This is a genomic window from Streptococcus sp. 4886 (assembly GCF_013276485.1).
GTDB lineage: Bacteria > Bacillota > Bacilli > Lactobacillales > Streptococcaceae > Streptococcus.
Window position 1 is genome coordinate 47,153 of record NZ_VMLD01000004.1, and the last position, 24,898, is coordinate 72,050.

20 protein-coding genes are annotated in these 24,898 nt (G+C 39.3%); 19 read left to right on the forward strand and 1 reads right to left on the reverse strand.

From position 1 onward, the window contains the following. Positions 1-43: 43 nt before the first annotated feature. The 5 genes from HT679_RS01770 to HT679_RS01790 all read left to right on the forward strand — a co-directional run bounded on the left by HT679_RS01770 (position 44) and on the right by HT679_RS01790 (position 6,835). Complete coding sequence (locus HT679_RS01770; protein ID WP_007284772.1) at positions 44-286, forward strand: DUF6290 family protein; 243 nt, start codon at positions 44-46, stop codon at positions 284-286. A gap of 1 nt (position 287) precedes the next feature. Next, complete coding sequence (locus tag HT679_RS01775) at positions 288-542, forward strand: type II toxin-antitoxin system RelE/ParE family toxin (protein WP_171043470.1); 255 nt, start codon at positions 288-290, stop codon at positions 540-542. Between the two features lie 75 nt (positions 543-617). Beyond that, on the forward strand, positions 618-2,498 hold the full coding sequence (locus HT679_RS01780) for an Eco57I restriction-modification methylase domain-containing protein (protein ID WP_173212556.1): 1,881 nt from the start codon (positions 618-620) through the stop codon (positions 2,496-2,498). 109 nt (positions 2,499-2,607) lie between these two features. Then, positions 2,608-3,558 (forward strand): Abi family protein, encoded by a 951-nt coding sequence (locus HT679_RS01785; RefSeq protein WP_000658132.1) that lies wholly within the window; start codon positions 2,608-2,610, stop codon positions 3,556-3,558. 22 nt (positions 3,559-3,580) lie between these two features. Next, a complete protein-coding gene (locus HT679_RS01790) occupies positions 3,581-6,835 on the forward strand; it encodes a DEAD/DEAH box helicase family protein (RefSeq protein WP_173212558.1) in 3,255 nt (1,084 codons plus the stop codon). A 252-nt stretch (positions 6,836-7,087) separates the two neighbouring features. Here the strand turns inward: HT679_RS01790 and HT679_RS01795 are convergent, their stop codons facing one another. Then, positions 7,088-8,074: an L-lactate dehydrogenase gene (locus HT679_RS01795; RefSeq protein ID WP_000204726.1), complete on the reverse strand. Its 987-nt coding sequence runs from the start codon at positions 8,072-8,074 to the stop codon at positions 7,088-7,090. 193 nt (positions 8,075-8,267) lie between these two features. On the opposite strand from HT679_RS01795, the gene gyrA reads away from it, so the two are divergent. From gyrA to recN, 14 genes are all read left to right on the forward strand, one after another. Further along, the gene (gene gyrA, locus HT679_RS01800; RefSeq protein ID WP_173212560.1) at positions 8,268-10,736 is read left to right on the forward strand and encodes a DNA gyrase subunit A; all 2,469 of its coding nucleotides are present in this window, start codon (positions 8,268-8,270) and stop codon (positions 10,734-10,736) included. Further along, the gene (srtA, locus tag HT679_RS01805; protein WP_130886013.1) at positions 10,736-11,479 is read left to right on the forward strand and encodes a sortase SrtA; all 744 of its coding nucleotides are present in this window, start codon (positions 10,736-10,738) and stop codon (positions 11,477-11,479) included. The genes gyrA and srtA overlap by 1 nt, the downstream gene beginning before the upstream one ends. Before the next feature lie 139 nt (positions 11,480-11,618). After that, positions 11,619-12,416: a formate/nitrite transporter family protein gene (locus HT679_RS01810; protein WP_050090939.1), complete on the forward strand. Its 798-nt coding sequence runs from the start codon at positions 11,619-11,621 to the stop codon at positions 12,414-12,416. 147 nt (positions 12,417-12,563) lie between these two features. Continuing rightward, positions 12,564-13,844, forward strand: coding sequence for an O-acetylhomoserine aminocarboxypropyltransferase/cysteine synthase family protein (locus HT679_RS01815; protein WP_173212562.1), 1,281 nt, complete (start codon positions 12,564-12,566; stop codon positions 13,842-13,844). A gap of 95 nt (positions 13,845-13,939) precedes the next feature. Beyond that, a complete protein-coding gene (locus HT679_RS01820) occupies positions 13,940-15,214 on the forward strand; it encodes a DUF2130 domain-containing protein (protein ID WP_112443735.1) in 1,275 nt (424 codons plus the stop codon). A 10-nt stretch (positions 15,215-15,224) separates the two neighbouring features. After that, entirely contained in the window at positions 15,225-16,103 is an 879-nt protein-coding gene (gene truB / locus HT679_RS01825) for a tRNA pseudouridine(55) synthase TruB (RefSeq protein WP_049524019.1), read from the forward strand. A gap of 112 nt (positions 16,104-16,215) precedes the next feature. Beyond that, on the forward strand, positions 16,216-16,854 hold the full coding sequence (udk, locus tag HT679_RS01830; RefSeq protein WP_001181376.1) for a uridine kinase: 639 nt from the start codon (positions 16,216-16,218) through the stop codon (positions 16,852-16,854). A gap of 110 nt (positions 16,855-16,964) precedes the next feature. Next, a complete protein-coding gene (locus HT679_RS01835; protein WP_173212564.1) occupies positions 16,965-19,349 on the forward strand; it encodes a GbpC/Spa domain-containing protein in 2,385 nt (794 codons plus the stop codon). Positions 19,350-19,589: 240 nt separating this feature from the next. Beyond that, positions 19,590-20,930 carry an exodeoxyribonuclease VII large subunit gene (xseA, locus tag HT679_RS01840; protein WP_173212566.1) on the forward strand — a complete coding sequence of 447 codons (1,341 nt, stop codon included), beginning with the start codon at positions 19,590-19,592 and terminating at the stop codon, positions 20,928-20,930. Next, positions 20,908-21,120, forward strand: coding sequence for an exodeoxyribonuclease VII small subunit (locus HT679_RS01845; protein WP_000043226.1), 213 nt, complete (start codon positions 20,908-20,910; stop codon positions 21,118-21,120). Before xseA ends, HT679_RS01845 begins: the two co-directional genes overlap by 23 nt. Beyond that, positions 21,117-21,992: a polyprenyl synthetase family protein gene (locus tag HT679_RS01850; RefSeq protein WP_173212568.1), complete on the forward strand. Its 876-nt coding sequence runs from the start codon at positions 21,117-21,119 to the stop codon at positions 21,990-21,992. Before HT679_RS01845 ends, HT679_RS01850 begins: the two co-directional genes overlap by 4 nt. After that, a complete protein-coding gene (locus tag HT679_RS01855; protein WP_173212570.1) occupies positions 21,985-22,800 on the forward strand; it encodes a TlyA family RNA methyltransferase in 816 nt (271 codons plus the stop codon). The genes HT679_RS01850 and HT679_RS01855 overlap by 8 nt, the downstream gene beginning before the upstream one ends. Continuing rightward, a complete protein-coding gene (locus HT679_RS01860) occupies positions 22,793-23,224 on the forward strand; it encodes an arginine repressor (protein ID WP_020900686.1) in 432 nt (143 codons plus the stop codon). The genes HT679_RS01855 and HT679_RS01860 overlap by 8 nt, the downstream gene beginning before the upstream one ends. Positions 23,225-23,230: 6 nt before the next feature. Next, positions 23,231-24,898 carry a DNA repair protein RecN gene (recN, locus tag HT679_RS01865; RefSeq protein ID WP_173212573.1) on the forward strand — a complete coding sequence of 556 codons (1,668 nt, stop codon included), beginning with the start codon at positions 23,231-23,233 and terminating at the stop codon, positions 24,896-24,898.

The window sequence follows — 24,898 nt, forward strand, 5'->3', positions numbered from 1 at the left end:
AAGTAATACAATGGTGTTACCATTAAAAAAGGGAGTGCAAAAGATGACTACTATTACATTAAAAGTTTCTGAAGCTGATAAAACATTTATGAAAGCAATGGCTAAGTTTGAAGGAGTTTCTCTGTCGGAACTTATCCGCACCAAAACTCTTGAAGCTCTAGAAGACGAATACGACGCTCGTGTGGCAGATTTAGCCTATCAAGAGTATTTAGACGACTTGGAAAAAGGAGTTGAGCCTATTACTTGGGAAGAAATGATGCATGATTTAGGCTTGGAGGATGAATAATTTGTATAAATTAGTTCCGACAAGACGATTCATCAAGCAATTGAAAAAATTGGATCGTTATACGCAGAAGCTAATTACAAACTATTTACAATCCAATGTTTTGGAAGACCCAAGACGACACGGAAAGGCTTTGGTTGGTAATCGTGTTGGTCAATGGCGCTATAGAATTGGTAATTATCGAGTTATCGTACAAATTGTAGATGATGAATTAGTCGTTGCTATTCTAGAAGTTGGTCATCGGAGAGATATTTATTGAATTACTTTTTTCAAGTAAATTTTCATTCTTTTAAATATGATATAATAGGGCTTACAATACAAGAGAGGTTGCTTTATGGCAATAGATATTAGTGAAGAGCAGTTGGCTAAGGAGTCTGCTGATTTATTAAAAATACTTTTAAAAGATAGAACAACAAAGAAAAATATAGTTTGGGCGACGCATTCTTATAACTTGTTAGGAAAAGGCTTTAGTCCTAGTGATAGTATTAGTCCAAGTAAGGTTACTGGAAACTATGCTAACTTGATTCAGCCCAGATCTGAAAAATCCAAGTATGAGCAAAAAGACCGAACCAAGATTAGAGCCGAAGTTTTTACGCCAACTTGGTTAGTTGAAAAGCAAAATGGCTACGTGGAAGCTGAACTTGAAGCTCTGGATCTTGAAGATTATATCCAAGTGCGCTGGCTAGAAATTACCTGTGGTGAAGCACCTTATATGGTAACGCGTTATGATACAGTAACTGGTGAGGAAATTCCATTATCTGAGCGTGTTGGTTTTGTAGATAGAAAACTACAACGGATTAGTCGTGAGGTTTCAGATGAAGTCGCCTTTTATGAACTTATAAAAGAAGCTTATCGTGCTTCGTATGGTTATGAGTACCAAGGGGACTCTCTACTTTTGGCGCGTGAAAATCTTTTGGCAACTTTTGAGGACTATTATCTTGCAAAGATTGGAAATCAACCAACATTAGAGCAAAAGAAAGAAATTGCGACTATTATCTCTTACAATGTCTTTCAGATGGATGGATTGAAAAAAAACAGTCCTTACTCAGCTAGACAAGAACAATCTCAACAGCTAAGCTTGTTTTCAGATGAGCTGGAAGTAGAACAAGCAGAAGAATCTAAAACCCAAATCAAAGACTGGAAAAAGAATAAAATGATAGGTTTTGAGCGCCTATCTAGCGAGGAAAGTGAAATGAAATTTGATGTCGTGATAGGAAATCCGCCGTATCAGGAGGAGGCACAGGGAACAAGTACAAGTGATGACCCAGTATATCATTTGTTTATTGATGAAGCGAGTAAAATTTCAGATAAATCAATCTTAATTACACCAGCAAGATTTTTATTCAATGCTGGTCAAACTCCTAAAAATTGGATGGAAAAGATGCTTGAAGATAAGCATTTAAAAGTTCAATTCTATGAACTTAAAAGCGGTAAAGTATTTACAGGAACAGATATTAAGGGTGGAGTAGCAATAACTTATCGTGATGCCGATAAAGATTTGGGACCAATCGGAGTATTTACTATTTTTGAATCTTTGAATAGTATTGTAAAAAAAATAGAAAAACATCCAGACTTTGAAACTTTTTCTGATTTAGTTTATCCTCAAGGTATTTATAGATTTTCAAATCAACTTTTTTCTGATTATCCAAATGCTGAAAAGCTGCAAGGAAAAGGGACAAAAAATAAAATTGTTTCGAAATCACTAACTCAGTTAGATTTTGTTTTCAAAAACAAAGAAGAAAAAGACCATGTTGCTCTACTTGGAAGAATTGGCTCCGAACGTGTTTATCGATATATCAATAAAAAATATTTAGATTTACCAGAAACATTCGAAAATTATAATGTTTTTGTACCAGAAGCTAATGGAAGTGGTGCCTTAGGTGAAGTCTTATCAACACCCCTAATCGGGGAACCCCTAATCGGGCATACAGATACTTTTTTATCTATTGGTAATTTTAAAACAAAATTTGAAGCCGATGCTTGTATTAAATTTATTAAAACTAAATTCGCTAGAGTATTATTAGGTGTTTTGAAAGTTACTCAGCATAATTCACGCAAAACTTGGTATTACGTCCCTCTCCAAGACTTTACGGTCAATTCGGACATTGATTGGACACAATCAGTGGCTGATATTGACCGTCAGCTCTATCAAAAATATGACCTTTCTCCTGAGGAAATTGCCTTTATTGAGACACATGTAAGGGAGATGGATTAGAGAAGTATTTTTATTTGACAAATAGCGCTCAGTGATCTATAATAGATATATAGGATTAGGTCAGGAAGCATACGATGCCCTGACCCTTTTTATTTTATAGGAGATAAGTTTGAAGGAACATAAAACATTTAATCAACAGTTAACAATCTTAAGAAATAGGGGTGTTGTAGTCCCAACGAATGGAAAGCCAAAGAGATTTTTAGAACAAGAAAACTATTACAATGTTATAAACGGTTATAAAGATTTATTTTTAGTAAAGGACAGCAATAATCGACCTGTTGAACCTGAAATTTATCAAAAAGGAACCCACTTTAACGAACTAAAGGCCTTGTTTTTATTTGATAGAGAGCTAAGGATATTATTATTGAAATATTTATTGATATTCGAAAATTCAATAAAGACCACAGTTGCATATGAATTCTCTAAAAAACACCCTCGTAAGAATGCTTATTTAGATATTGCAAATTTTGTAGACAATGATCCTAAAAAAGTTCTTCAACAAATCTCTATCTTAACCAAGACGATTCATGATAAGGTAGATAGAACTGGCGCTATTAAACATTACATTGAGGAACATGGGGAAGTACCACTTTGGGTTTTAGTTAATTTTCTTACAATGGGAAACATTGCTAATTTTTACAATATTTTAACGGATAGTACAAAGAATATCATTGCAAAATTTTATACAGATAAATATAGAATACAAAATAAAGACAATACATTTAGACTATCTAGTGCAGATTTAAGTGCATGTTTGAAAGTGGCTAACCTAGTTAGAAATATCTGTGCACATGATGAACGACTGTATAATGTTAATTTAAGAAATGTCAGAATATCTCAAATAGCAAATCATTTTGGGATAAGGAGATATGATAATAAACGTTTTATAGTGGTTATTCTATTTTTAAAAATTGTACTTGATAAGAAAGATTTTCAAAGATTATATAAAGCTTTAATGAATCTATTCAATCAGTATGCTGATGAATTTAAAACTGTAGTGTTTGATGACATTTTAAACACGATGGGAATCGATTTAACAGAGTTAGAAAAATTATCTTAGTTTTTTAAAAAAAGGAAAACTTATGCCAGTAGAAATTAAAACCACTAAAGAGATTCATCCTAAAATCTATGCCTACACAACTCCTACGGTAACCAGTAATGAAGGCTGGATTAAGATTGGTTATACAGAACGTGATGTCACACAACGTATCAAGGAGCAAACGCATACTGCTCATATTGATACAGATGTCTTATGGACTGGAGATGCGACCTATACAGAAGATCCTGATAAGGGTAAAACTTTCAAGGATCATGATTTCCACCATTTCCTTTCTTTTCATGATGTGGAGCGTCGTCCTAAGACGGAATGGTTCTATTTTAATGGAACTCCTGAAAAATCCAAAAATCTCTTCGATAAGTTTGTTAAGCATGATTTATCAGGTTATCAGCCTGGACAAGGACAGGACTATACCTTGCGACAAGAGCAGGAAGAAGCAGTTGCTAATACATTAGCTTATTTCCAAGAACATGCTGGAGGCAAATTTCTCTGGAATGCCAAGCCACGATTTGGTAAAACCTTATCTACCTATGACTTAGCTCGACGGATGGAGGCTGTCAATGTCTTAATTGTAACCAATAGACCGGCAATAGCTAACTCATGGTATGATGATTTCGAAACATTCATAGCAGGTCAAACGACTTATAAGTTTGTTTCTGAATCAGACAGCCTTAAGAGTCGTCCAACCTTGTCACGAAAAGAATTTGTTGGTATTTTAGATGACGATGTAAGACAACTTGCTTTTATCAGTCTTCAAGACTTGAAAGGCTCTGCTTATCTAGGTGGAGAGCATAACAAACTTAAATGGGTTACAGATCTCCACTGGGATTTATTGGTTATCGATGAGGCTCACGAAGGAGTTGATACCTTTAAGACAGACCAAGCTTTTAATAAGATTCGACGGAATTTCACTCTGCATTTGTCAGGTACACCATTTAAGGCATTGGCCAAAGGAGATTTTACAGAGGAGCAAATCTATAACTGGTCTTATGCTGATGAGCAGGCAGCCAAAACTACTTGGTCGCCTGAGCAAGATGAGGAAAATCCATATGAAAGCTTGCCTCAGTTAAATCTCTTTACCTATCAAATGTCTCAGATGATTGGTGAGGAGTTAGAAAAAGGTGCTCAACTAGATGGCGAAAATATCGACTATGCTTTTGACTTAAGTGAATTTTTCGCCACAGATGATAAAGGTAAATTTATCCATGAGCAAGATGTCAGAAATTGGTTAGATACTCTATCGAGCAATGAAAAATATCCATTTTCAACCAAAGAACTTCGGAACGAACTCAAGCATACTTTTTGGCTTTTAGAACGTGTAGCCTCAGCTAAAGCCTTAAAAGCACTACTAGAAGAACACCCCATCTATGAAAACTATGAGATTGTTTTAGCTGCTGGTGATGGACGCATGTCCGAAGAAGACGATAAAGTCAAACTCAAATCCTTAGACTTGGTTAGAAAAGCGATAGCAGAGAATGACAAAACTATTACCCTATCCGTCGGTCAGTTGACGACAGGCGTCACTATCCCTGAGTGGACAGGTGTATTGATGTTATCGAACTTGAAATCACCTGCACTTTATATGCAGGCCGCCTTCCGTGCTCAGAACCCATATTCATGGACCGATAGCAAAGGAAATCACTTCCGCAAAGAAAGAGCCTATGTATTTGACTTTGCACCGGAAAGAACCTTGATTCTCTTTGATGAGTTTGCCAACAATTTATCGCTTGCGACTGCAGGAGGCGGCGGGACTTCGACAACTCGTGAAGAAAACATCAGAGAATTACTAAATTTCTTCCCTGTCATAGCAGAAGACCGTGCAGGTAAGATGGTTGAAATTGATGCCAAGGCAGTTCTGACTATACCGCGTCAGATAAAAGCTAGGGAAGTCCTCAAACGTGGCTTCATGTCCAATCTCTTATTTGATAATATCAGCGGTATTTTCCAAGCTAGTCAAACAGTTCTAGACATTTTAAATGAACTCCCAGTTGAAAAGGAAGGGAAGTTACAAACATCTTCTGAACTATTGGACTTTTCAGATGTTACAGTAGATGATGAGGGCAATGCAGTAGTTGATCATGAAATTGTAGTTAATCAGCAAATGCGACTTTTTGGTGAAAAAGTCTATGGACTTAGTCAATCTGTGACAGATTTGTTCACTAAGGATGAGGACAGAACTCAAAAACAGCTGGTTAATGATTTGAGTAAGACAGTTTCTCCAGTGATTGTAGAAGAATTGGAAGCAGGCTATGACCTTAAAACGAGGGAAAAAGAACAAATCAAGAAAGAAATTTCCAAAACATTTGAGAATGAAATTCGAAAAAATGAGATAGAACGTAAAATTTCTGAGGCTCATATCAAGGAAGAGTTGAAAGAACAACTCAAGGAAGCAAATGATAAGGAGCAAAAAGATAAGATTCAAGAAGATTTGGATAAACGTTTAGAAGAAAATAATCTCATTCACAAAGAAAAACTAGAGCAAACACTCAAAAAAGAAGTGGAAAAAATGCCTGAGAAGTTTATCGAACAGGTTGAGATAAAACGGGTTGAACAGTTAAAACAATCAGCTCAAGATGAGATTCGTGACCATCTTCGTGGATTTGCAAGAACCATTCCAAGTTTTATTATGGCCTATGGTAATCAATCTCTAATACTTGATAATTTTGATACCTTTGTTCCTGAGCAAGTCTTCTTTGAGGTGACTGGTATTACGATTGACCAATTTCGTTATTTGAGAGATGGTGGACAAGATTTTGCAGGGCATCTCTTTGATAAAGCAACATTTGACGAAGCTATTCAAGAATTTCTCCGCAAGAAAAAGGAGTTGGCAGATTATTTTAAAGATCAAAAAGAAGATATTTTTGATTATATTCCACCGCAGAAGACCAACCAGATTTTCACGCCTAAACGTGTGGTAAAAAGGATGGTAGATGATTTAGAAAAGGAAAATCCAGGGATATTTGAAGATTCATCTAAAACTTTTATTGATTTATATATGAAGTCAGGTCTCTATATTGCAGAATTGGTTAAACGCCTCTATAATAGTGATGGTTTGAAACAATTATTTCCAGATTCTGAAAAACGTTTGAAGCATATTTTAGAGAATCAGGTTTATGGATTTGCTCCGTCTGAGATTATCTATAATATCTCGACTAATTTTATTTTTGGAAATCTTTCTAAAGATATTAGTAGGAAGAATTTTGTTTTAGAAGATACTATTCCAGCGGCTAAAGAAGGAAGAGTTCAGGAGTTGGTTGATTCCTATTTTGAAGATAATTAAAAAGAAGGCCGAGTCAAAATTCTTTGAAATCAGAAAAAACGCATAAGATAAGGTATTGACAATCCTTGGTATTATGCGTTTTATTGTGGGAAGATGTATAATGAATTGAAATAAGATATGAACAAATTGATTAGGGATTTAAAGCATTTTATAACAACGTTTTAGAGTAATGGGGTGCTATTTCAACTTCAACCTACTATAATACAGAAAAAAACAACTCCCTGATGATTCAAGGAGTTGTCTATAGTTAAATTAGTTTTTTGAAGCTGCTTGGAATTCTGGGTTTTTCCATGCTTCGTCAATGATAGCTTGCAATTCTTTAGCAGATGCTTGCATTTTTTGAGTTTCTGCGTCGTTCAATGGGATATTTACTGGACGAACGATACCATGTGCACCAACAACAGCTGGTTGACCGATAAAGACGTTCTCAACTCCGTATTGACCTTCTTGGAATACTGAAAGTGGAAGTACTGCATTTTCATCGTCAAGGATTGCTTTAGTGATACGAGCAAGGGCTACTGCGATACCGTAGTATGTTGCACCTTTTTTGTTGATGATTGTGTAGGCTGCATCACGAACACCTTCGAACAATTCAATCAATTCAGCTTCTTGAACATTTTGAGTGTCTTTAAGGAATTCTTCAAGGTTTACACCAGCGATGTTTGCGTGTGACCAAACAGCGAACTCAGAGTCACCGTGTTCACCCATGATGTAAGCGTGAACTGAACGAGCATCTACATCCAATTTTTCAGCAAGTGCTTGACGGAAACGAGCTGAGTCAAGTGAAGTACCTGAACCGATAACGCGTTCTTTAGGGAAACCAGAGAATTTCCAAGTTGAGTAAGTCAAAACGTCAACTGGGTTAGCAGCAACAAGGAAGATACCTTTGAAACCTGATTCAACAACTTGAGTTACGATTGATTTGTTGATAGCAAGGTTTTTACCTACAAGGTCAAGACGAGTTTCACCTGGTTTTTGAGGCGCACCTGCAGTGATCACAACAAGGTCAGCGTCTGCACAGTCAGAGTATTGAGCTGCATAGATTTTTTTAGGTGAAGTGAAGGCAAGGGCGTGACTAAGGTCAAGCGCGTCACCAACAGCTTTTTCATGCAATTGTGGAATTTCGATAATTCCAAGCTCTTGTGCAATTCCTTGGTTAACAAGTGCAAAAGCGTAAGATGAACCTACAGCACCATCACCGACAAGAATAACTTTTTTGTGTTGTTTAGTTGAAGTCATTGTTCTAAACATCTCCTTAATTTTATTAGGGGATTTTCCCCAGACAACTTCATTCTATCACTTTTAAAAAACTTTGTCACGAATATGCCTTATAGTTCTCGATGTAAACGTTTTAGTGGGTTAGAGTCTGAAATAGATGGGAATTTATGGTATAATGTTGTTACTTACTAATTGTGAAATGAGGCATTTATTAATGCAGGATAAAAATTTAGTGAATGTCAATCTGACAAAGGAGATGAAGACGAGCTTTATCGATTACGCCATGAGTGTTATCGTAGCCCGGGCTCTTCCTGATGTTCGAGATGGCTTGAAACCTGTTCACCGTCGCATTCTCTACGGAATGAATGAATTGGGTGTGACCCCAGACAAACCCCATAAAAAATCTGCTCGTATTACAGGGGATGTCATGGGGAAATACCACCCACACGGGGATTCCTCTATCTATGAAGCCATGGTTCGTATGGCTCAATGGTGGAGCTACCGTTACATGCTTGTTGATGGGCATGGAAACTTTGGTTCCATGGATGGAGATGGTGCTGCCGCCCAGCGTTATACTGAGGCACGTATGAGCAAGATTGCTCTGGAAATGCTTCGAGACATCAATAAGAATACGGTTGATTTCGTCGATAACTATGATGCCAATGAACGTGAACCCGTAGTCTTGCCAGCGCGCTTTCCAAACCTTTTGGTTAATGGAGCAACTGGTATTGCTGTTGGGATGGCAACCAATATTCCGCCTCACAACTTGGGTGAAACCATTGATGCAGTGAAGTTAGTTATGGACAATCCTGAAGTGACCACTAAGGACTTGATGGAAGTCTTGCCTGGTCCAGATTTTCCAACAGGTGCCCTTGTCATGGGGAAATCAGGCATTCATAAGGCTTATGAAACAGGTAAAGGTTCTATTGTTCTTCGTTCTCGTACTGAAATTGAAGAAACTAAGACTGGCCGTGAGCGCATCGTTGTAACGGAATTTCCTTACATGGTCAATAAAACCAAGGTGCATGAGCATATTGTTCGTTTGGTTCAGGAAAAACGCATTGAGGGGATCACAGCGGTTCGTGATGAATCTAACCGAGAAGGGGTTCGTTTCGTAATCGAGGTCAAACGTGATGCCTCTGCCAATGTTATCCTCAATAATCTTTTCAAGATGACCCAGATGCAAACCAACTTTGGTTTTAATATGCTTGCTATCCAAAATGGGGTACCGAAGATTTTGTCCCTTCGTCAGATTTTGGATGCTTATATTGAGCACCAAAAAGAAGTGGTTGTTCGTCGGACACGTTTTGATAAGGAAAAAGCGGAAGCACGCGCTCATATCTTAGAAGGTCTCTTAATTGCGCTAGACCATATCGACGAAGTGATTCGTATCATCCGTGCTAGTGAAACAGACGCAGAAGCACAAGCTGAGTTGATGAGTAAGTTCAAGCTTTCTGAACGTCAAAGTCAGGCTATACTAGACATGCGCCTTCGTCGTTTGACAGGTTTGGAACGTGATAAGATTCAGTCTGAATATGATGACCTCTTGGCTCTGATTGCGGATTTAGCAGATATTCTTGCTAAGCCAGAACGTGTTTCTCAAATTATCAAAGACGAATTAGATGAAGTTAAACGTAAATTTTCTGATAAACGCCGTACAGAGTTGATGGTCGGTGAAGTCTTGAGTCTCGAAGACGAAGATTTGATTGAAGAATCGGATGTCTTGATTACCCTTTCTAACAGAGGCTACATTAAACGTCTGGACCAAGCTGAATTTACTGCTCAAAAACGTGGGGGTCGTGGTGTCCAAGGAACGGGAGTGAAAGATGATGACTTTGTTCGTGAGTTAGTGTCAACTAGCACCCATGATCATCTGCTCTTCTTCACAAATAAAGGGCGAGTTTATCGTTTGAAAGGCTATGAAATTCCTGAGTATGGTCGAACTGCCAAAGGGCTACCAGTAGTCAATCTCTTGAAATTGGACGAAGGCGAAAGTATTCAGACTATTATCAATGTTGAGTCTGATCGCAGTGATGATGCCTATCTCTTCTTTACAACCCGTCACGGTATTGTGAAGAGAACCAGTGTTAAGGAATTTGCTAACATTCGCCAGAATGGTCTCAAGGCTTTGAACCTCAAGGATGAAGATGAGTTAATCAATGTCTTATTGACAGAAGAAGATACGGATATTATCATTGGTACCAAGTTTGGTTATGCAGTTCGCTTTAATCAATCAGCCGTTCGCGGCATGAGTCGTATCGCCACAGGTGTGAAAGGTGTTAACCTTCGTGAAGGAGATACAGTTGTTGGTGCCAGCTTGATTACTGATCAAGATGAGGTTCTTATTATCACAGAAAAAGGATATGGTAAGCGTACAGTCGCTACTGAATACCCAACAAAAGGTCGTGGTGGTAAGGGAATGCAGACAGCTAAAATTACCGAAAAAAATGGCTTGCTGGCCGGTCTTATGACTGTTCAAGGGGATGAGGATTTGATGATTATCACTGATACAGGTGTCATGATTCGAACCAATCTTGCCAATATTTCACAAACAGGACGCGCAACTATGGGAGTTAAAGTAATGCGCCTGGATCAAGATGCTCAGATAGTGACCTTCACAACGGTTGCAGCGGCAGAAAAAGAAGAAGTTGGGACAGAAAATGAAACAGAAGGTGAAGCATAATGTCTCAAAAAAATAATAAAAAGAAAAATAAACGAAAAAATCTGCTGACAAATATCCTAGCAGGATTTCTGATAGTACTGTCACTGGCTTTGATTTTTAATGCGCAAATTCGAAATATTTTCATGGTCTGGAATACCAATAAGTATCAAGTTAGCCAGGTATCAAAAGAAAAAATAGAAGAAAATCAGGATACAGAAGGAAATTTTGATTTTGATTCGGTCAAAGCGATCTCTTCGGAAGCTGTTCTAGCTTCTCAATGGGATGCTCAAAAATTACCAGTTATTGGGGGAATTGCAATTCCTGAATTGGAAATGAATTTGCCGATTTTTAAAGGACTTGATAATGTTAATCTCTTCTACGGCGCTGGTACAATGAAACGCGAGCAAGTAATGGGAGAAGGAAATTATAGTCTAGCTAGTCACCATATCTTTGGTGTTGATAATGCTAATAAAATGTTATTTTCTCCTTTAGATAATGCTAAAAATGGTATGAAAATTTATCTAACTGATAAAAATAAAGTTTATACCTATGAAATCCGTGAAGTCAAACGTGTGACACCGGATCGTGTTGATGAGGTTGATGATAGAGATGGGGTCAATGAAATCACATTAGTAACCTGTGAAGACCTTGCTGCTACAGAACGTATTATTGTAAAAGGCGATTTGAAAGAAACAAAAGATTATTCACAAACATCTGATGAAATCCTAACAGCTTTCAATCAACCATATAAACAATTTTATTAATACAAATCAGTGAAATCCAGAATTTCACTGATTTTTTTAAGATTTTCATAAAAATAAACTTTTATGAAACACAGAAAACGCTTCCTTAATTCTAAAGTTTGTGATATAATTATCAAGAAAAAAGATTTAGGAGTTTATTATGGTTTCTTCAGAATTTATCTCAAAGATTGAATTTGCTTGCAAGAAGAAAGAGAGTCTTTATAGTCAAAGCAAATTTAAGTATGCTATTCGTTCTATGTTCGCAGGTGCATTTTTAACCTTCAGTACTGCTGCTGGTGCAGTTGGGGCTGACTTGATTAATAAAATTGCACCAGGTAGTGGACGTTTCCTCTTCCCATTTGTCTTTGCTTGGGGATTGGCTTACATTGTTTTCTTGAATGCTGAGCTGGTAACTTCAAATATGATGTTTTTGACAGCTGGTAGTTTCTTGAAAAAAATCTCTTGGAGAAAAACAGCTGAGATTTTACTTTACTGTACCTTGTTCAACCTTATCGGAGCCTTGATAGCAGGGTGGGGCTTTGCCCACTCGGCAGCCTATGCGAATCTGACACACGATAGTTTCATCTCAGGTGTTGTTGAGATGAAGTTAGGCCGCTCAAATGAATTGGTCTTGCTTGAGGCGATTTTGGCAAATATTTTCGTAAATATTGCGATTCTTTCATTTGTTTTGGTCAAAGATGGTGGTGCCAAACTTTGGCTTGTTTTGTCAGCTATTTACATGTTTGTATTCTTAACAAACGAGCACATTGCGGCGAACTTTGCTTCTTTCGCGATTGTAAAATTCAGTGTTGCTGCGGATTCAATTGCTAACTTCGGTGTTGGAAATATGCTTCGTCACTGGGGTGTAACCTTCATCGGAAACTTTATCGGAGGAGGCCTCTTGATGGGTCTTCCATATGCCTTCCTCAATAAAAACGAAGATACTTATGTAGATTAAGAAAATGAGCACGATTTAGTCGTGCTTTTTTCATTTTCAAAATAAGGTAATAGCTATTTCTTATATCAAAATATAGAAAACTGATATTTGTAAACTATAACTTAAGGTGCTACAATGTCCTTAATAAAACTATTTGGAGGTCGTTTTATGACTCGTGATTTTAAATTTGAAACCTTACAATTGCATGCTGGGCAAGTAGTTGATCCAGCAACTAAGTCTCGTGCAGTGCCGATTTATCAAACAACATCTTTTGTTTTTGATGACACGCAGGAAGGTGCCGATTTGTTTGCCTTGAGAAAACCAGGGAACATCTATACTCGTATTACCAATCCTACAACGGCTGCTTTTGAAGAAAGAATTGCAGCTCTCGAAGGTGGTGTCGGAGCTCTTGCAACAGCATCAGGTATGGCAGCAGTGACTTATACGATTTTGGCACTTGCTCATGCTGGTGACCATGTTGTAGCAGCATCAACTATTTACGGTGGAACCCTCAATCTCTTGAAAGAAACCCTTCCTCGTTATGGGATCACAACAACCTTTGTCGATGTGGATAATTTGGAGGAAGTGGAAGCAGCTATCAAAGACAATACCAAGCTTGTTCTGATTGAAACCTTGGGCAACCCCTTGATTAACATTCCAGACCTGGAAAAATTGGCTGAGATTGCGCATAAACATCAGATTCCACTTGTTTCTGACAATACCTTTGCTACACCTTATTTGATTAACGTCTTCTCTCACGGCGTAGATATTGCCATTCATTCTGCGACTAAGTTTATCGGTGGGCATGGTACGACTATTGGAGGAGTGATTGTCGATAGTGGTCGTTTTGACTGGGCGGCTTCAGGAAAATTCCCTCAATTTGTTGAGGAAGACCCAAGCTACCACAATTTGAGCTATACTCGTGATGTGGGTGCAGCAGCCTTTATTATCGCTGTCCGTGTTCAATTGCTTCGTGATACAGGTGCAGCCTTGTCACCATTCAATGCTTTCCTCTTGCTACAAGGACTTGAAACCCTTTCACTTCGTGTGGAACGCCATGTTCAAAATGCTGAGAAAATTGTTGATTTTCTTGTCAACCATCCTAAGGTAGAAAAAGTAAATTATCCAAAACTTGCAGATAGTCCTTATCATGCCTTGGCTGAGAAATACTTGCCAAAAGGTGTGGGCTCAATCTTTACCTTCCATGTCAAAGGTGGGGAGGCAGAAGCACGCAAGGTAATTGATCATTTAGAAATCTTTTCTGACCTTGCAAATGTGGCAGATGCTAAATCGCTTGTTGTCCATCCAGCAACAACCACTCACGGTCAATTGTCAGAAAAAGACCTAGAAGCAGCCGGTGTCACACCAAACCAAATTCGCTTGTCTATCGGACTTGAAAATGTAGAGGATTTGATTGAGGACTTGCGCTTGGCCTTGGAAAAAATTTAAAGTAAAAGAAGATAAACAGTGGGTTTCGACTCGCTGTTTTTGATTTTTCCTCAGGCATGATATAATGGTTACAGAAGTCTAGAAAGAGGAACGTTATGAACGAAATCAAATGTCCCAACTGTGGGGAAGTCTTTACAGTAAATGAAAGTCAGTATGCCGAACTTCTGTCTCAAGTGAGAACAGCAGAGTTTGATAAGGAATTGCACGACCGGATGAAGCAGGAACTGGCTTTGGCTGAGCAAAAGGCCATGAATGAGCAACAGTCTAAACTAGCTCAAAAAGACCAAGAAATTGCGCAATTACAGAGTCAAATCCAAAACTTTGATACAGAGAAAGAACTGGCCAAGAAAGAAGTTGAACAGACAAGCCATGAGGCCTTATTGGCTAAGGACAAGGAAGTACAAGCTTTGGAAAACCAATTGGCTACCTTGCGTTTGGAGCATGAAAATCAACTACAAAAGACCCTTTCTGACCTAGAAAAAGAACGAGATCAGGTCAAAAACCAGCTTCTCTTACAAGAAAAAGAAAATGAGCTTTCTCTTGCTTCTGTTAAACAAAACTATGAAGCACAGCTCAAAGCAGCAAGTGAACAAGTCGAGTTTTATAAGAATTTTAAGGCTCAACAATCTACAAAAGCGATTGGGGAAAGCCTAGAACAGTATGCAGAGAGTGAGTTTAACAAGGTCCGTAGTTTTGCCTTTCCAAATGCTTACTTTGAGAAGGATAACAAGGTTTCTGCGCGTGGTTCTAAAGGAGACTTTATCTTCCGTGAATGTGATGAAAATGGAGTAGAGATTATCTCCATCATGTTTGAGATGAAAAATGAAGCGGACGGAACAGAGAAGAAGCATAAGAATGCAGATTTTTATAAGGAATTGGACAAGGACCGTCGGGAGAAGAACTGTGAGTATGCGGTTTTGGTGACCATGCTTGAGGCTGATAATGATTACTTTAACACAGGGATTGTTGATGTCAGCCACGAGTATGAAAAGATGTATGTGGTTCGTCCTCAATTCTTTATCCAGTTGATTGGGCTCTTGCGAAATGCGGCGCTTAATTCCCTAAAATACAAGCAGGAGTTGGCCTTGGTTCGGGAGCAAAATATTGACATAACTCATTTTGAGGAGGACTTGGATGCCTTTAAGTTAGCTTTTGCTAAAAACTATAATTCAGCTTCGACCAACTTTGGTAAAGCTATTGATGAAATCGACAAGGCCATCAAACGCATGGAAGAGGTTAAGAAGTTCCTAACCACATCCGAAAACCAACTCCGTCTAGCTAACAACAAATTGGAAGATGTCTCTGTTAAAAAATTGACCCGAAAAAATCCAACAATGAAAGCGAAGTTTGAAGCGCTGAAGGGGGAGTGAGAAAGCAAAAATGAACGGTATTATCAACTTAAAAAAAGAAGCGGGGATGACCTCGCATGATGCGGTTTTTAAACTGCGTAAGATTTTGGGAACCAAGAAAATTGGTCATGGTGGGACCTTGGATCCGGATGTGGTGGGTGTTTTGCCCATTGCAGTTGGCAAGGCGACCCGCATGGTCGAGTTTATGCAGGACGAGGGTAAGGTCTATGAGGGAGAAATCACTCTCGGCTATTCCACGACGACCGAGGATGCTAGTGGGGAAGTGGTCGCAGAGACACCTGTTTTGTCGCCCTTGGATGAAAAGTTTGTCGATGAAGCGATTACGAATCTGACTGGGCCTATTACCCAAATTCCTCCTATGTATTCGGCTGTCAAGGTCAATGGTCGCAAGCTCTATGAGTATGCGCGTGCTGATCAGGAAGTGGAGCGTCCAGAACGTCAGGTAACTATTTATCAATTTGAACGGACAAGTTCGATTTCTTATGATGGCCATCTTGCACGATTCACTTTTCGTGTGAAATGTAGCAAGGGAACCTATATTCGTACCTTATCGGTTGACTTGGGAGAGAAGCTTGGTTATGCGGCTCATATGTCACATCTGACTCGAACTAGTGCAGCTGGTTTGCAACTAGAAGATGCTCTTACCTTGGAAGAAATTGCTAGAAAAGTGGAGGTTGGGCAGCTGGACTTTCTACATCCTCTAGAGATTGGAACAGGCGACCTTGTTAAAGTTTTCTTAACTCCAGAAGAGGCTACAGAAGTGCGCTTTGGTCGTTTTATTGAGCTCGACCAAACGGACAAAGAACTAGCTGCCTTTGAAGGCGATACATTGCTAGCCATTCTAGAAAAACGAGACAATCTCTACAAGCCAAGGAAGGTTTTTAGCTAGTCTAACTGGGGTGTATGGATTGAAAATGTTTCCCTTAGACTATCCAAATCAGACTATAAATTTTGTAAAAAATGTGATAGAATAGACGACGGATAAAAAAACGGAGGATAGCATGCAAAATAGACCAATCATTATCGGAGTGACAGGTGGTTCTGGTGGGGGAAAAACCAGTGTTTCAAGAGCCATTTTATCGCATTTTCCAGATGAAAAGATTTCCATGATTGAGCATGATTCATACTACAAGGATCAGTCTCACTTGACCTTTGAAGAGCGTGTCAAAACCAACTATGACCATCCTTTTGCCTTTGATACAGACTTGATGATCGAGCAGATTAAGGAATTGTTGGCAGGGCGTCCGGTGGACATCCCGACTTATGACTATACAGAACATACACGGAGTAGCAAGACCTATCGTCAGGAGCCTCAAGATGTCTTTATCGTTGAGGGGATTTTGGTTTTGGAGGACAAGCGTCTGCGCGATTTGATGGATATCAAGATTTTTGTGGATACGGATGATGATGTGCGCATTATTCGTCGTATCAAGCGCGATATGGAAGAACGTGGCCGCAGCCTTGATAGCGTTATTGACCAGTACTTAGGTGTAGTTAAACCAATGTACCACCAGTTTATCGAACCAACCAAGCGTTATGCTGATATCGTCATTCCTGAAGGGGTCAGCAATACAGTTGCTATTGACCTGTTGACGACCAAAATTGCAAAGATTTTGGAAGAAGCTCGAAATAGTAAATAAACAGATGAATTAGATTTAAGTAAATTTATTGTATATGTATTAAGTTTGGAATATAAATAATCAAAAGAAACTAAGTTTTCTCTAAATCGTTCTAAGAAAGAGTGAGTAATATGAACAAAAACTCAGTAAAATTTGGATTAGCAAGCGCATGCTTAACTTCTGCTATCTTATTTGGGGTGCATACAGTTGAAGCTTCTGACCAATCTTCAAACATTCAACAAAACGAGTTTGATAGTTATGGCAAGGATTTAACTACGTATAAGGCAGAAACAACAAAATATGAATTAGATAAGAAAGCATATGAAGCAGAACTTAAAGCCTACAATGAAAGTGTGGCTAAATATGAAGCGGACAAGGCTGAGTACGATAAGGCGAAGGATGAATATGACAAAGCGTTAGTTGCAAACAAAGAGACACTTACAAAATACGAAAGTGACCTTTCGGAATACAATAAACAAAAAGCTGAGGCGGACAGGGTAAAAGCTGAATACGAAAAACTTAAAGCTGAGTGGGATGCTAAAAAAGCACAATATGAAAAAGATAAAGCGGCCTATGACAAAGCTCAAACTGACTATAATATGGCCAAAGCTGATTATGACGCTAAACTTGCAACATACAATACAAAACTTGCAGAATACAATAAACAAGTTAAATCTAATGAAGCTGCTGATAAAATTGAAAACGATAAACGTAGAGCAGAATATAACGAAAAATTGAAAAAATTCGAAGAAGAATCGAAGAAACCAGGTCGTTTTGCAAGCGAAGAAAAAAACTATTTGATTTTCGTTAAAGAACCAAATGCTAAAATCAGCATAGAAGTTAAAGATACTGGTGATACTGGTGCTTTAGCAATGTTGAAATATACTCAGAAAGACGGAAGTTTTTGGAAACTAAATCATAAAAAGTTGAGTAGCGACCAATTATCAGATGAAGCATTAGCCAAAAATAATTTGACAGATAAGATCATCAAACGATGGGATGAAACAGTAACAGGTTATCGAGAATACGGCAAAGACCCACATATCACCACATATCCTGTCATTGCCAAAAAAGATAGACCGTTTACCGTGACTTACACAAACTTAGAGAACACCACATACGATAAGAAAAAAGTCACACGTATTGATTATGAATACACTGTCTTAGAGACTGGTAGTTCTGTTGATACAATGCAAATTTCTCCTGCCTACGATCCAACTATTTCAGTATCAATCTATGGTGATTTCAGAAAACATGGATATAGTACAAGAGTTCGTATGAAACCAACTCTATATCTTGAAGATGGAACGAAAGTGATTCCAACAAAAGAAAAACCAGTTATGTTTGCAGTGAGTTCTATGAATACAGGATGGCATGGTTATAGTGACAATTCGTATTATTTCGCAGACAATAAGGATATGTTTAAGGAATTCTATGGGAAATCAGGAGTTTATGACGAATACTTAAATGACGAATTTAAGAAACTGTATAACGTAGACCTCGAAACAGCATCAAAACCCGGCGGATTATTGAGTGACCCTGCTAAACGTCAAGAGTGGAATACAAAAAAAGCAGAATTGAAAACAGCATACGTAAAAGATGAAGAAGAGTACAAAAAAGATGGTTTCAAAAAAGTCAAAGATTATATGACTAACAAATATGGATCCAATGTGAATACATGGCCTAGTACCTATCGTGAAATTGTGTATGCTATTCATAATGCTTCATTTATCAAATTGAATGAATCTTTTGTCTATAAACATGATGATGGATTTTATGCCGATAAAACATTAGATGAAATTAACAGTGGAAACCCGGTATGGGATAACCAAGAATCACCTTACAAATACAAAGGTGCAGGTGTTATAAAAGTGTCAGAAGATGGCTTCTATTTGGAATTTGGTGCAACCGTCCCATTCACTCAATTATTCGGAATCAACACGGCTATTGTTGACGAATATATTGATGTGAAACCGAAACTAGAATTGGTTGAAACACCAAAACCAACGCCACCAACGAAACCAGTTGAACCAAAACAACCAGAACTTAAAGAACCAACACCATTAGGAGTTGCTCCAAAAGAACCAAACAAGTTCGATAAAGAAAAACCAGTGAAACCTGACTTGAAAGAACCAAAAGCTCCAACCCCACCGGTTAAGCCTGACTTGAAAGAACCAACGCCACCAACGAGACCAGTGGAGCCACCAAAAGTGGAGAAACCAGTAAAACCTGTTGAACCACCAAAAGTGGAGAAACCAGTAAAACCAGTGGAACCGCCAAAAGAGGAGACACCAGCAAAACCAGTGGAACCGCCAAAAGTGGAGAAACCAACAGAACCGGTTGAGCCACCAAAAATGGTGAAACCAACAAAACAAGTTGAGCCACCAAAAGAGGAAAAACCAACATTGCCACGTACGGGGAGTGCGTCGGACATGAGTATGACTGTGGTTGGGTTATTAACAACTTTAGCATCATTCTTTGTGTTTACTAAACGTAAAGATGAAAGTAACAAATAGTTATCAAGGTTTTGTCGAAAAGATTTAAGCAGAAGGCAAAAAGTTCACTTTTAAAATATCAAAAAAACGAGTATATCCGTAATGGGAGATACTCGTTTTCTTATGCCATAAGCTGTCAGATATTTGTTGTAAACCTATTATTTATTTTTCCCTCATAATGGTACATAAATGGAGATTTTTAGGCATATTTTTGGTATAATAATACCCATGAAAGAGCAAGAAAATGAGTAGTAGGTGGAGATGGAAAAGTATTTATCGGTAACAACTTTGACCAAGTATCTGAAAATGAAATTCGATAAAGACCCTTACTTGGAACGGGTCTATTTAACTGGTCAAGTTTCCAACTTTCGTAAACGACCTACTCACCAATATTTCTCCCTAAAAGATGACCATGCAGTTATTCAAGCGACCATCTGGTCTGGGATTTATCAGAAATTAGGCTTCGATCTGGAAGAAGGAATGAAGATCAATGTGATTGGGCGTGTGCAGGTCTATGAACCGAGTGGTAGCTACTCCATCATCATTGAAAAGGCTGAGCCTGATGGAGTTGGGGCGCTTGCGATTCAGTTTGAACAACTCAAGAAAAAATTGACAGAAGAAGGCCTGTTTAAAGAACGCTTCAAGCAACCTCTGCCCCAATTTTCTAAGAGAATTGGGGTAGTAACCAGTCGCAGTGGAGCCGTTATTCGAGATATTATCACGACCGTCAGCAGGCGCTTTCCAGGTGTCGACATTCTTCTCTATCCGACCAAGGTGCAAGGAGATGGAGCAGCAGAGGAAATAGCACGGAATATTGTGCGTGCTAATGAACGGGACGATTTGGATTTGCTGATTATTGGTCGTGGCGGAGGTTCTATTGAGGATTTATGGGCCTTTAACGAAGAAATTGTGGTACGAGCTATTTTTGAGTCTCGTTTGCCAGTTATTTCTAGTGTGGGGCATGAGACGGATGTGACCTTGGCAGATTTTGTGGCAGATAGACGGGCTGCGACACCTACTGCTGCAGCTGAACTGGCAACACCTGTGACCAAGTTGGATCTATTAGCTCATTTGCAAAATCAGGAAAAACGGATGGCAACAGCAGTCCGAAATGTCCTATCTAAAAAACAAGAAGCTTTGAAAAAATGCAGTCAGTCTGTTATCTTTAGACAGCCAGAGCGCTTGTATGACGGTTATTTGCAACGATTTGATCAACTGCAACTGCGCTTAAAACAAAGTTTGCGAACACGGATTTCTGATAACAAACAGATAGTCCAAGCAAGGACGCATCAATTGGTACAATTATCACCTGTTACCAAAATCCAGCGTTATCAAGACCGTCTAGGTCAGTTGGACAAGCTCCTACGTAGCCAAATGGCGCTGATTTATGATGCTAAGGTTGCTGAAGTCAAGCGACTTTCAGAAGCCCTGCTGATGTTGGATACCAGTCGAATCGTGGCGCGTGGTTATGCTATTGTCAAAAAAGAAGAGTCCGTTGTAGATTCGGTTGAGAATTTAAAGAAAACAGACCAAGTGACGCTTTTGATGCGAGATGGTCAAGTAGAATTAGAGGTTAAAGATGTCAAAACAAAAGAAATTTGAGGAAAATCTAGCTGAACTGGAGACCATTGTCCAAAGTTTGGAAAATGGTGAAATTGCTCTGGAAGATGCGATTGCTGCCTTTCAAAAGGGGATGGTCTTGTCAAAAGAACTCCAAGCGACGCTGGACAAGGCTGAAAAGACCTTGGTCAAGGTCATGCAAGAAGACGGAACAGAAAGTGATTTTGAATGAAGAAGCAAGAAAAATTAGCTCTTGTCGAGTCGGCTTTGGAAGACTTTTATGGAGACCAGCAGTTTGCCTCTAGTTTGCGAGAGTCTGTTCTCTATTCCATTCATGCTGGTGGCAAGCGTATTCGACCCTTTCTCTTGTTAGAAGTTTTGGAAGCCTTGCATATTGCCATCAAAACTGCTCACGCACAGGTAGCTGCGGCCTTGGAAATGATTCATACAGGGAGCTTGATTCATGATGATCTTCCAGCTATGGACGATGATGATTACCGTCGGGGACACTTGACCAACCACAAGAAATTTGGCGAAGCAATGGCAATTTTGGCTGGAGATGCTTTATTCCTAGATCCTTACGCCTTGATAGCGCAGGCAGATTTGCCAAGTCAGATCAAGGTGGACTTGATTGCCAACTTATCGCTTGCTTCAGGAAGTCTGGGCATGGTAGCAGGCCAGGTTTTGGACATGGAGGGTGAACACCAGCACCTGTCTTTGGAAGAACTCCAGACTATCCATGCTAATAAGACTGGAAAACTACTAGCTTATCCCTTCCAAGCTGCAGCCATTATAGCTGAATTGGCACCTGAGATGCAGGCAAAACTGAAAACTGTTGGGGAATTGATTGGACTTGCTTTTCAAGTTCGAGATGATGTACTGGATGTGACTGCCAGTTTTGAGGAAATCGGTAAGACACCACAAAAGGACTTGCAGGCAGAAAAGTCAACCTATCCTGCCTTGTTGGGTTTGGAAGAGGCCATTGCCTTTTGTAACCAAACCTTGGATCAAGCCAATGCCAAATTAGACGACATTGCCCAGCAGGTTCCCTTTGAAACAGAATCAATTGTAAGTGTAGTAGAAAGTTTGAGAATCAATGGCTAAGGAAAGAGTAGATGTACTAGCTTATAAACAGGGCTTGTTTGAAACGAGAGAGCAGGCCAAACGTGGTGTAATGGCTGGCCTAGTCGTAGCAGTCCTGAATGGAGAACGGTTTGACAAGCCAGGAGAGAAAATTCCAGATGACACCGAGCTAAAACTCAAGGGTGTGAAACTCAAGTATGTCAGCCGTGGTGGCTTGAAATTAGAAAAGGCCTTGCAGGTCTTTGATTTGTCAGTGGATGGAGCTACAACAATTGATATCGGTGCCTCTACTGGAGGCTTTACCGATGTCATGTTACAAAATGGTGCTGAGTTAGTTTATGCAGTCGATGTTGGTACCAATCAGTTGGCTTGGAAATTACGCCAAGACCCACGGGTTGTCAGCATGGAGCAGTTCAATTTCCGCTATGCTGAAAAGACTGATTTCGAGCAGGAACCGAGCTTTGCCAGTATTGATGTGAGTTTTATTTCCCTCAGTCTGATTCTGCCAGCCTTGCACCGAGTGTTAGCCGATCAAGGTCAGGTTGTGGCTTTGGTTAAGCCTCAGTTTGAGGCAGGACGTAAGCAGATTGGGAAAAATGGAATTATTCGCGATGCCAAGGTTCATCAGAATGTCCTTGAATCTGTCACAGCTATGGCAGTAGAGGAAGGCTTTTCAGTCCTTGGATTGGACTTTTCTCCCATCCAAGGTGGGCATGGAAATATTGAGTTTTTAGCGTATTTGAAAAAAGAAGAGTCAGCAAGCAATCAGGTTCTTGCTGAGATTGAAGAAGTAGTAGAGAGGGCGCATAGTCAATTTAAAAATGAATAAAAAAGAGAGACTTGAAAAAATTAGACGATTTGTGACAGATTATCAAATCGGTACGCAAGAAGAAATCGTAGAACATTTGAAAGAAGCAGGCATCACTGCCACTCAGGCGACGGTATCCCGAGATATCAAAGAGCTAGGTATTGTCAAAATTCCTTTGAGAGACAACACCTATGTCTATGAATTGCCAAAATCAATCGTAAAAAGTTTGCAACTGGCTGAAGACAATATCGAATCGGCTGAATTGATGGATAAGATGATCAATCTCCAAGTTATTCCAGGAAATACAGCCTTTGTAAAAGCTCAGTTAATCGAGACATTTGCTGACAAGATTTTTAGCTGTTTAGCTGATGATAGCTCGATTTTAGTCATTGCCAGAAGTGAAAGTCTAGCTGAGGAAATCTTTGAACAAGTAAAAAATTGGTAGGTCTATATGTTACTTGAAATTTCGATAAAAAACTTTGCCATTATTGAGGCTATTTCCCTCCATTTTGAGAAGGGAATGACAGTCCTGACTGGTGAAACGGGTGCAGGGAAGTCGATTATCATTGATGCCATGAATATGATGTTGGGAGCTCGTGCGACGACAGATGTTATTCGTCATGGTGCACCAAAGGCAGAGATTGAGGGACTTTTCTCAGTTGAAAATAGTCGCCTTTTACAGGAAATTTTTGATGAGCAAGGTTTGGACATGAGTGATGAGATTATCATCCGTCGGGAAATCTTGCAAAATGGTCGGAGTATTAGTCGTGTCAATGGCCAGATGGTCAATCTGTCTGTTTTGCGTGCTATTGGGCAACATCTTGTGGATATACATGGTCAGCATGACCAAGAAGAGTTAATGCGTCCTCAACTGCACATCCAGATGTTGGATGAATTTGGCGACGTAGCTTTTTGGGACTTAAAAGAAACCTATCAAACGAGTTTTGATGCCTACCGTAAAATGCGTAAGCAGGTTCTGGAAGTCAAGAAAAACCAACAGGAACACAAGGCTCGTATTGAAATGTTGGAATTTCAAATGGCAGAGATTGAGGCAGCAAACTTGCAAGCTGGAGAAGATCTGGCTCTCAATCAAGAGCGTGATAAACTTCTCAATCATAAAAATATTGCGGATACGCTGACCAATGCCTACAGTATGTTGGACAATGAAGAGTTCTCGAGTCTGGCTAATGTTCGTTCGGCCATGAATGATATGGAAAGTGTCGAAGAGTACGACCCGGAATATCGTGAAATTTCAAGCTCACTATCTGAGACCTACTATGTCTTAGAAGACATTAGCAAACGTCTGGAAGCTATCATTGAGGACCTTGATTTTGACGGCAATCGTCTTATGCAGGTTGAGAATCGTTTGGACCTCCTTCATACCATTACCCGTAAGTATGGTGGGACTGTAGACGATGTTTTGCTTTATTTTGCCAAGATTACGGAAGAATACAATCTCTTGACAGGCAATAATCTTTCGTCTGAGGACATGGAAACCGAGCTCAAGAAATTGGAAGTTAATCTTGTCGATTTGGCAGGCCAGCTTGCATCTGCTCGTCATGATTTGGCCCAGCAGCTCGAAACTGAGATTAAACAAGAACTGCAAGACCTCTATATGGAAAAAGCCCAGTTTCAGGTTCGTTTTAGCAAGGGCAAATTCAGTCGTGAGGGAAATGAAATGGTCGAGTTTTACATTTCAACCAACCCTGGTGAAGATTTTAAACCCTTGGTCAAGGTTGCATCTGGTGGGGAATTATCCCGTCTTATGCTAGCTATTAAGTCTGCCTTTTCACGTAAAGAAGGCAAGACTAGCATTGTCTTTGATGAGGTGGATACGGGAGTTTCAGGTCGTGTAGCCCAAGCTATTGCGCAGAAGATTCACAAGATTGGTCAGCATGGTCAGGTACTGGCTATTTCTCATTTGCCACAAGTGATTGCGATTGCGGATTATCAATTCTTTATTGAGAAGATTAGCAATGAGCATTCAACCGTTTCAACTGTTCGTCTCTTGACGGTTGAAGAGCGAGTGGAGGAAGTTGCCAAGATGTTGGCAGGTGATGATGTGACGGAAGCAGCTCTGACGCAAGCCAGAGAATTGTTGAGAAACAGGGAGAAATAA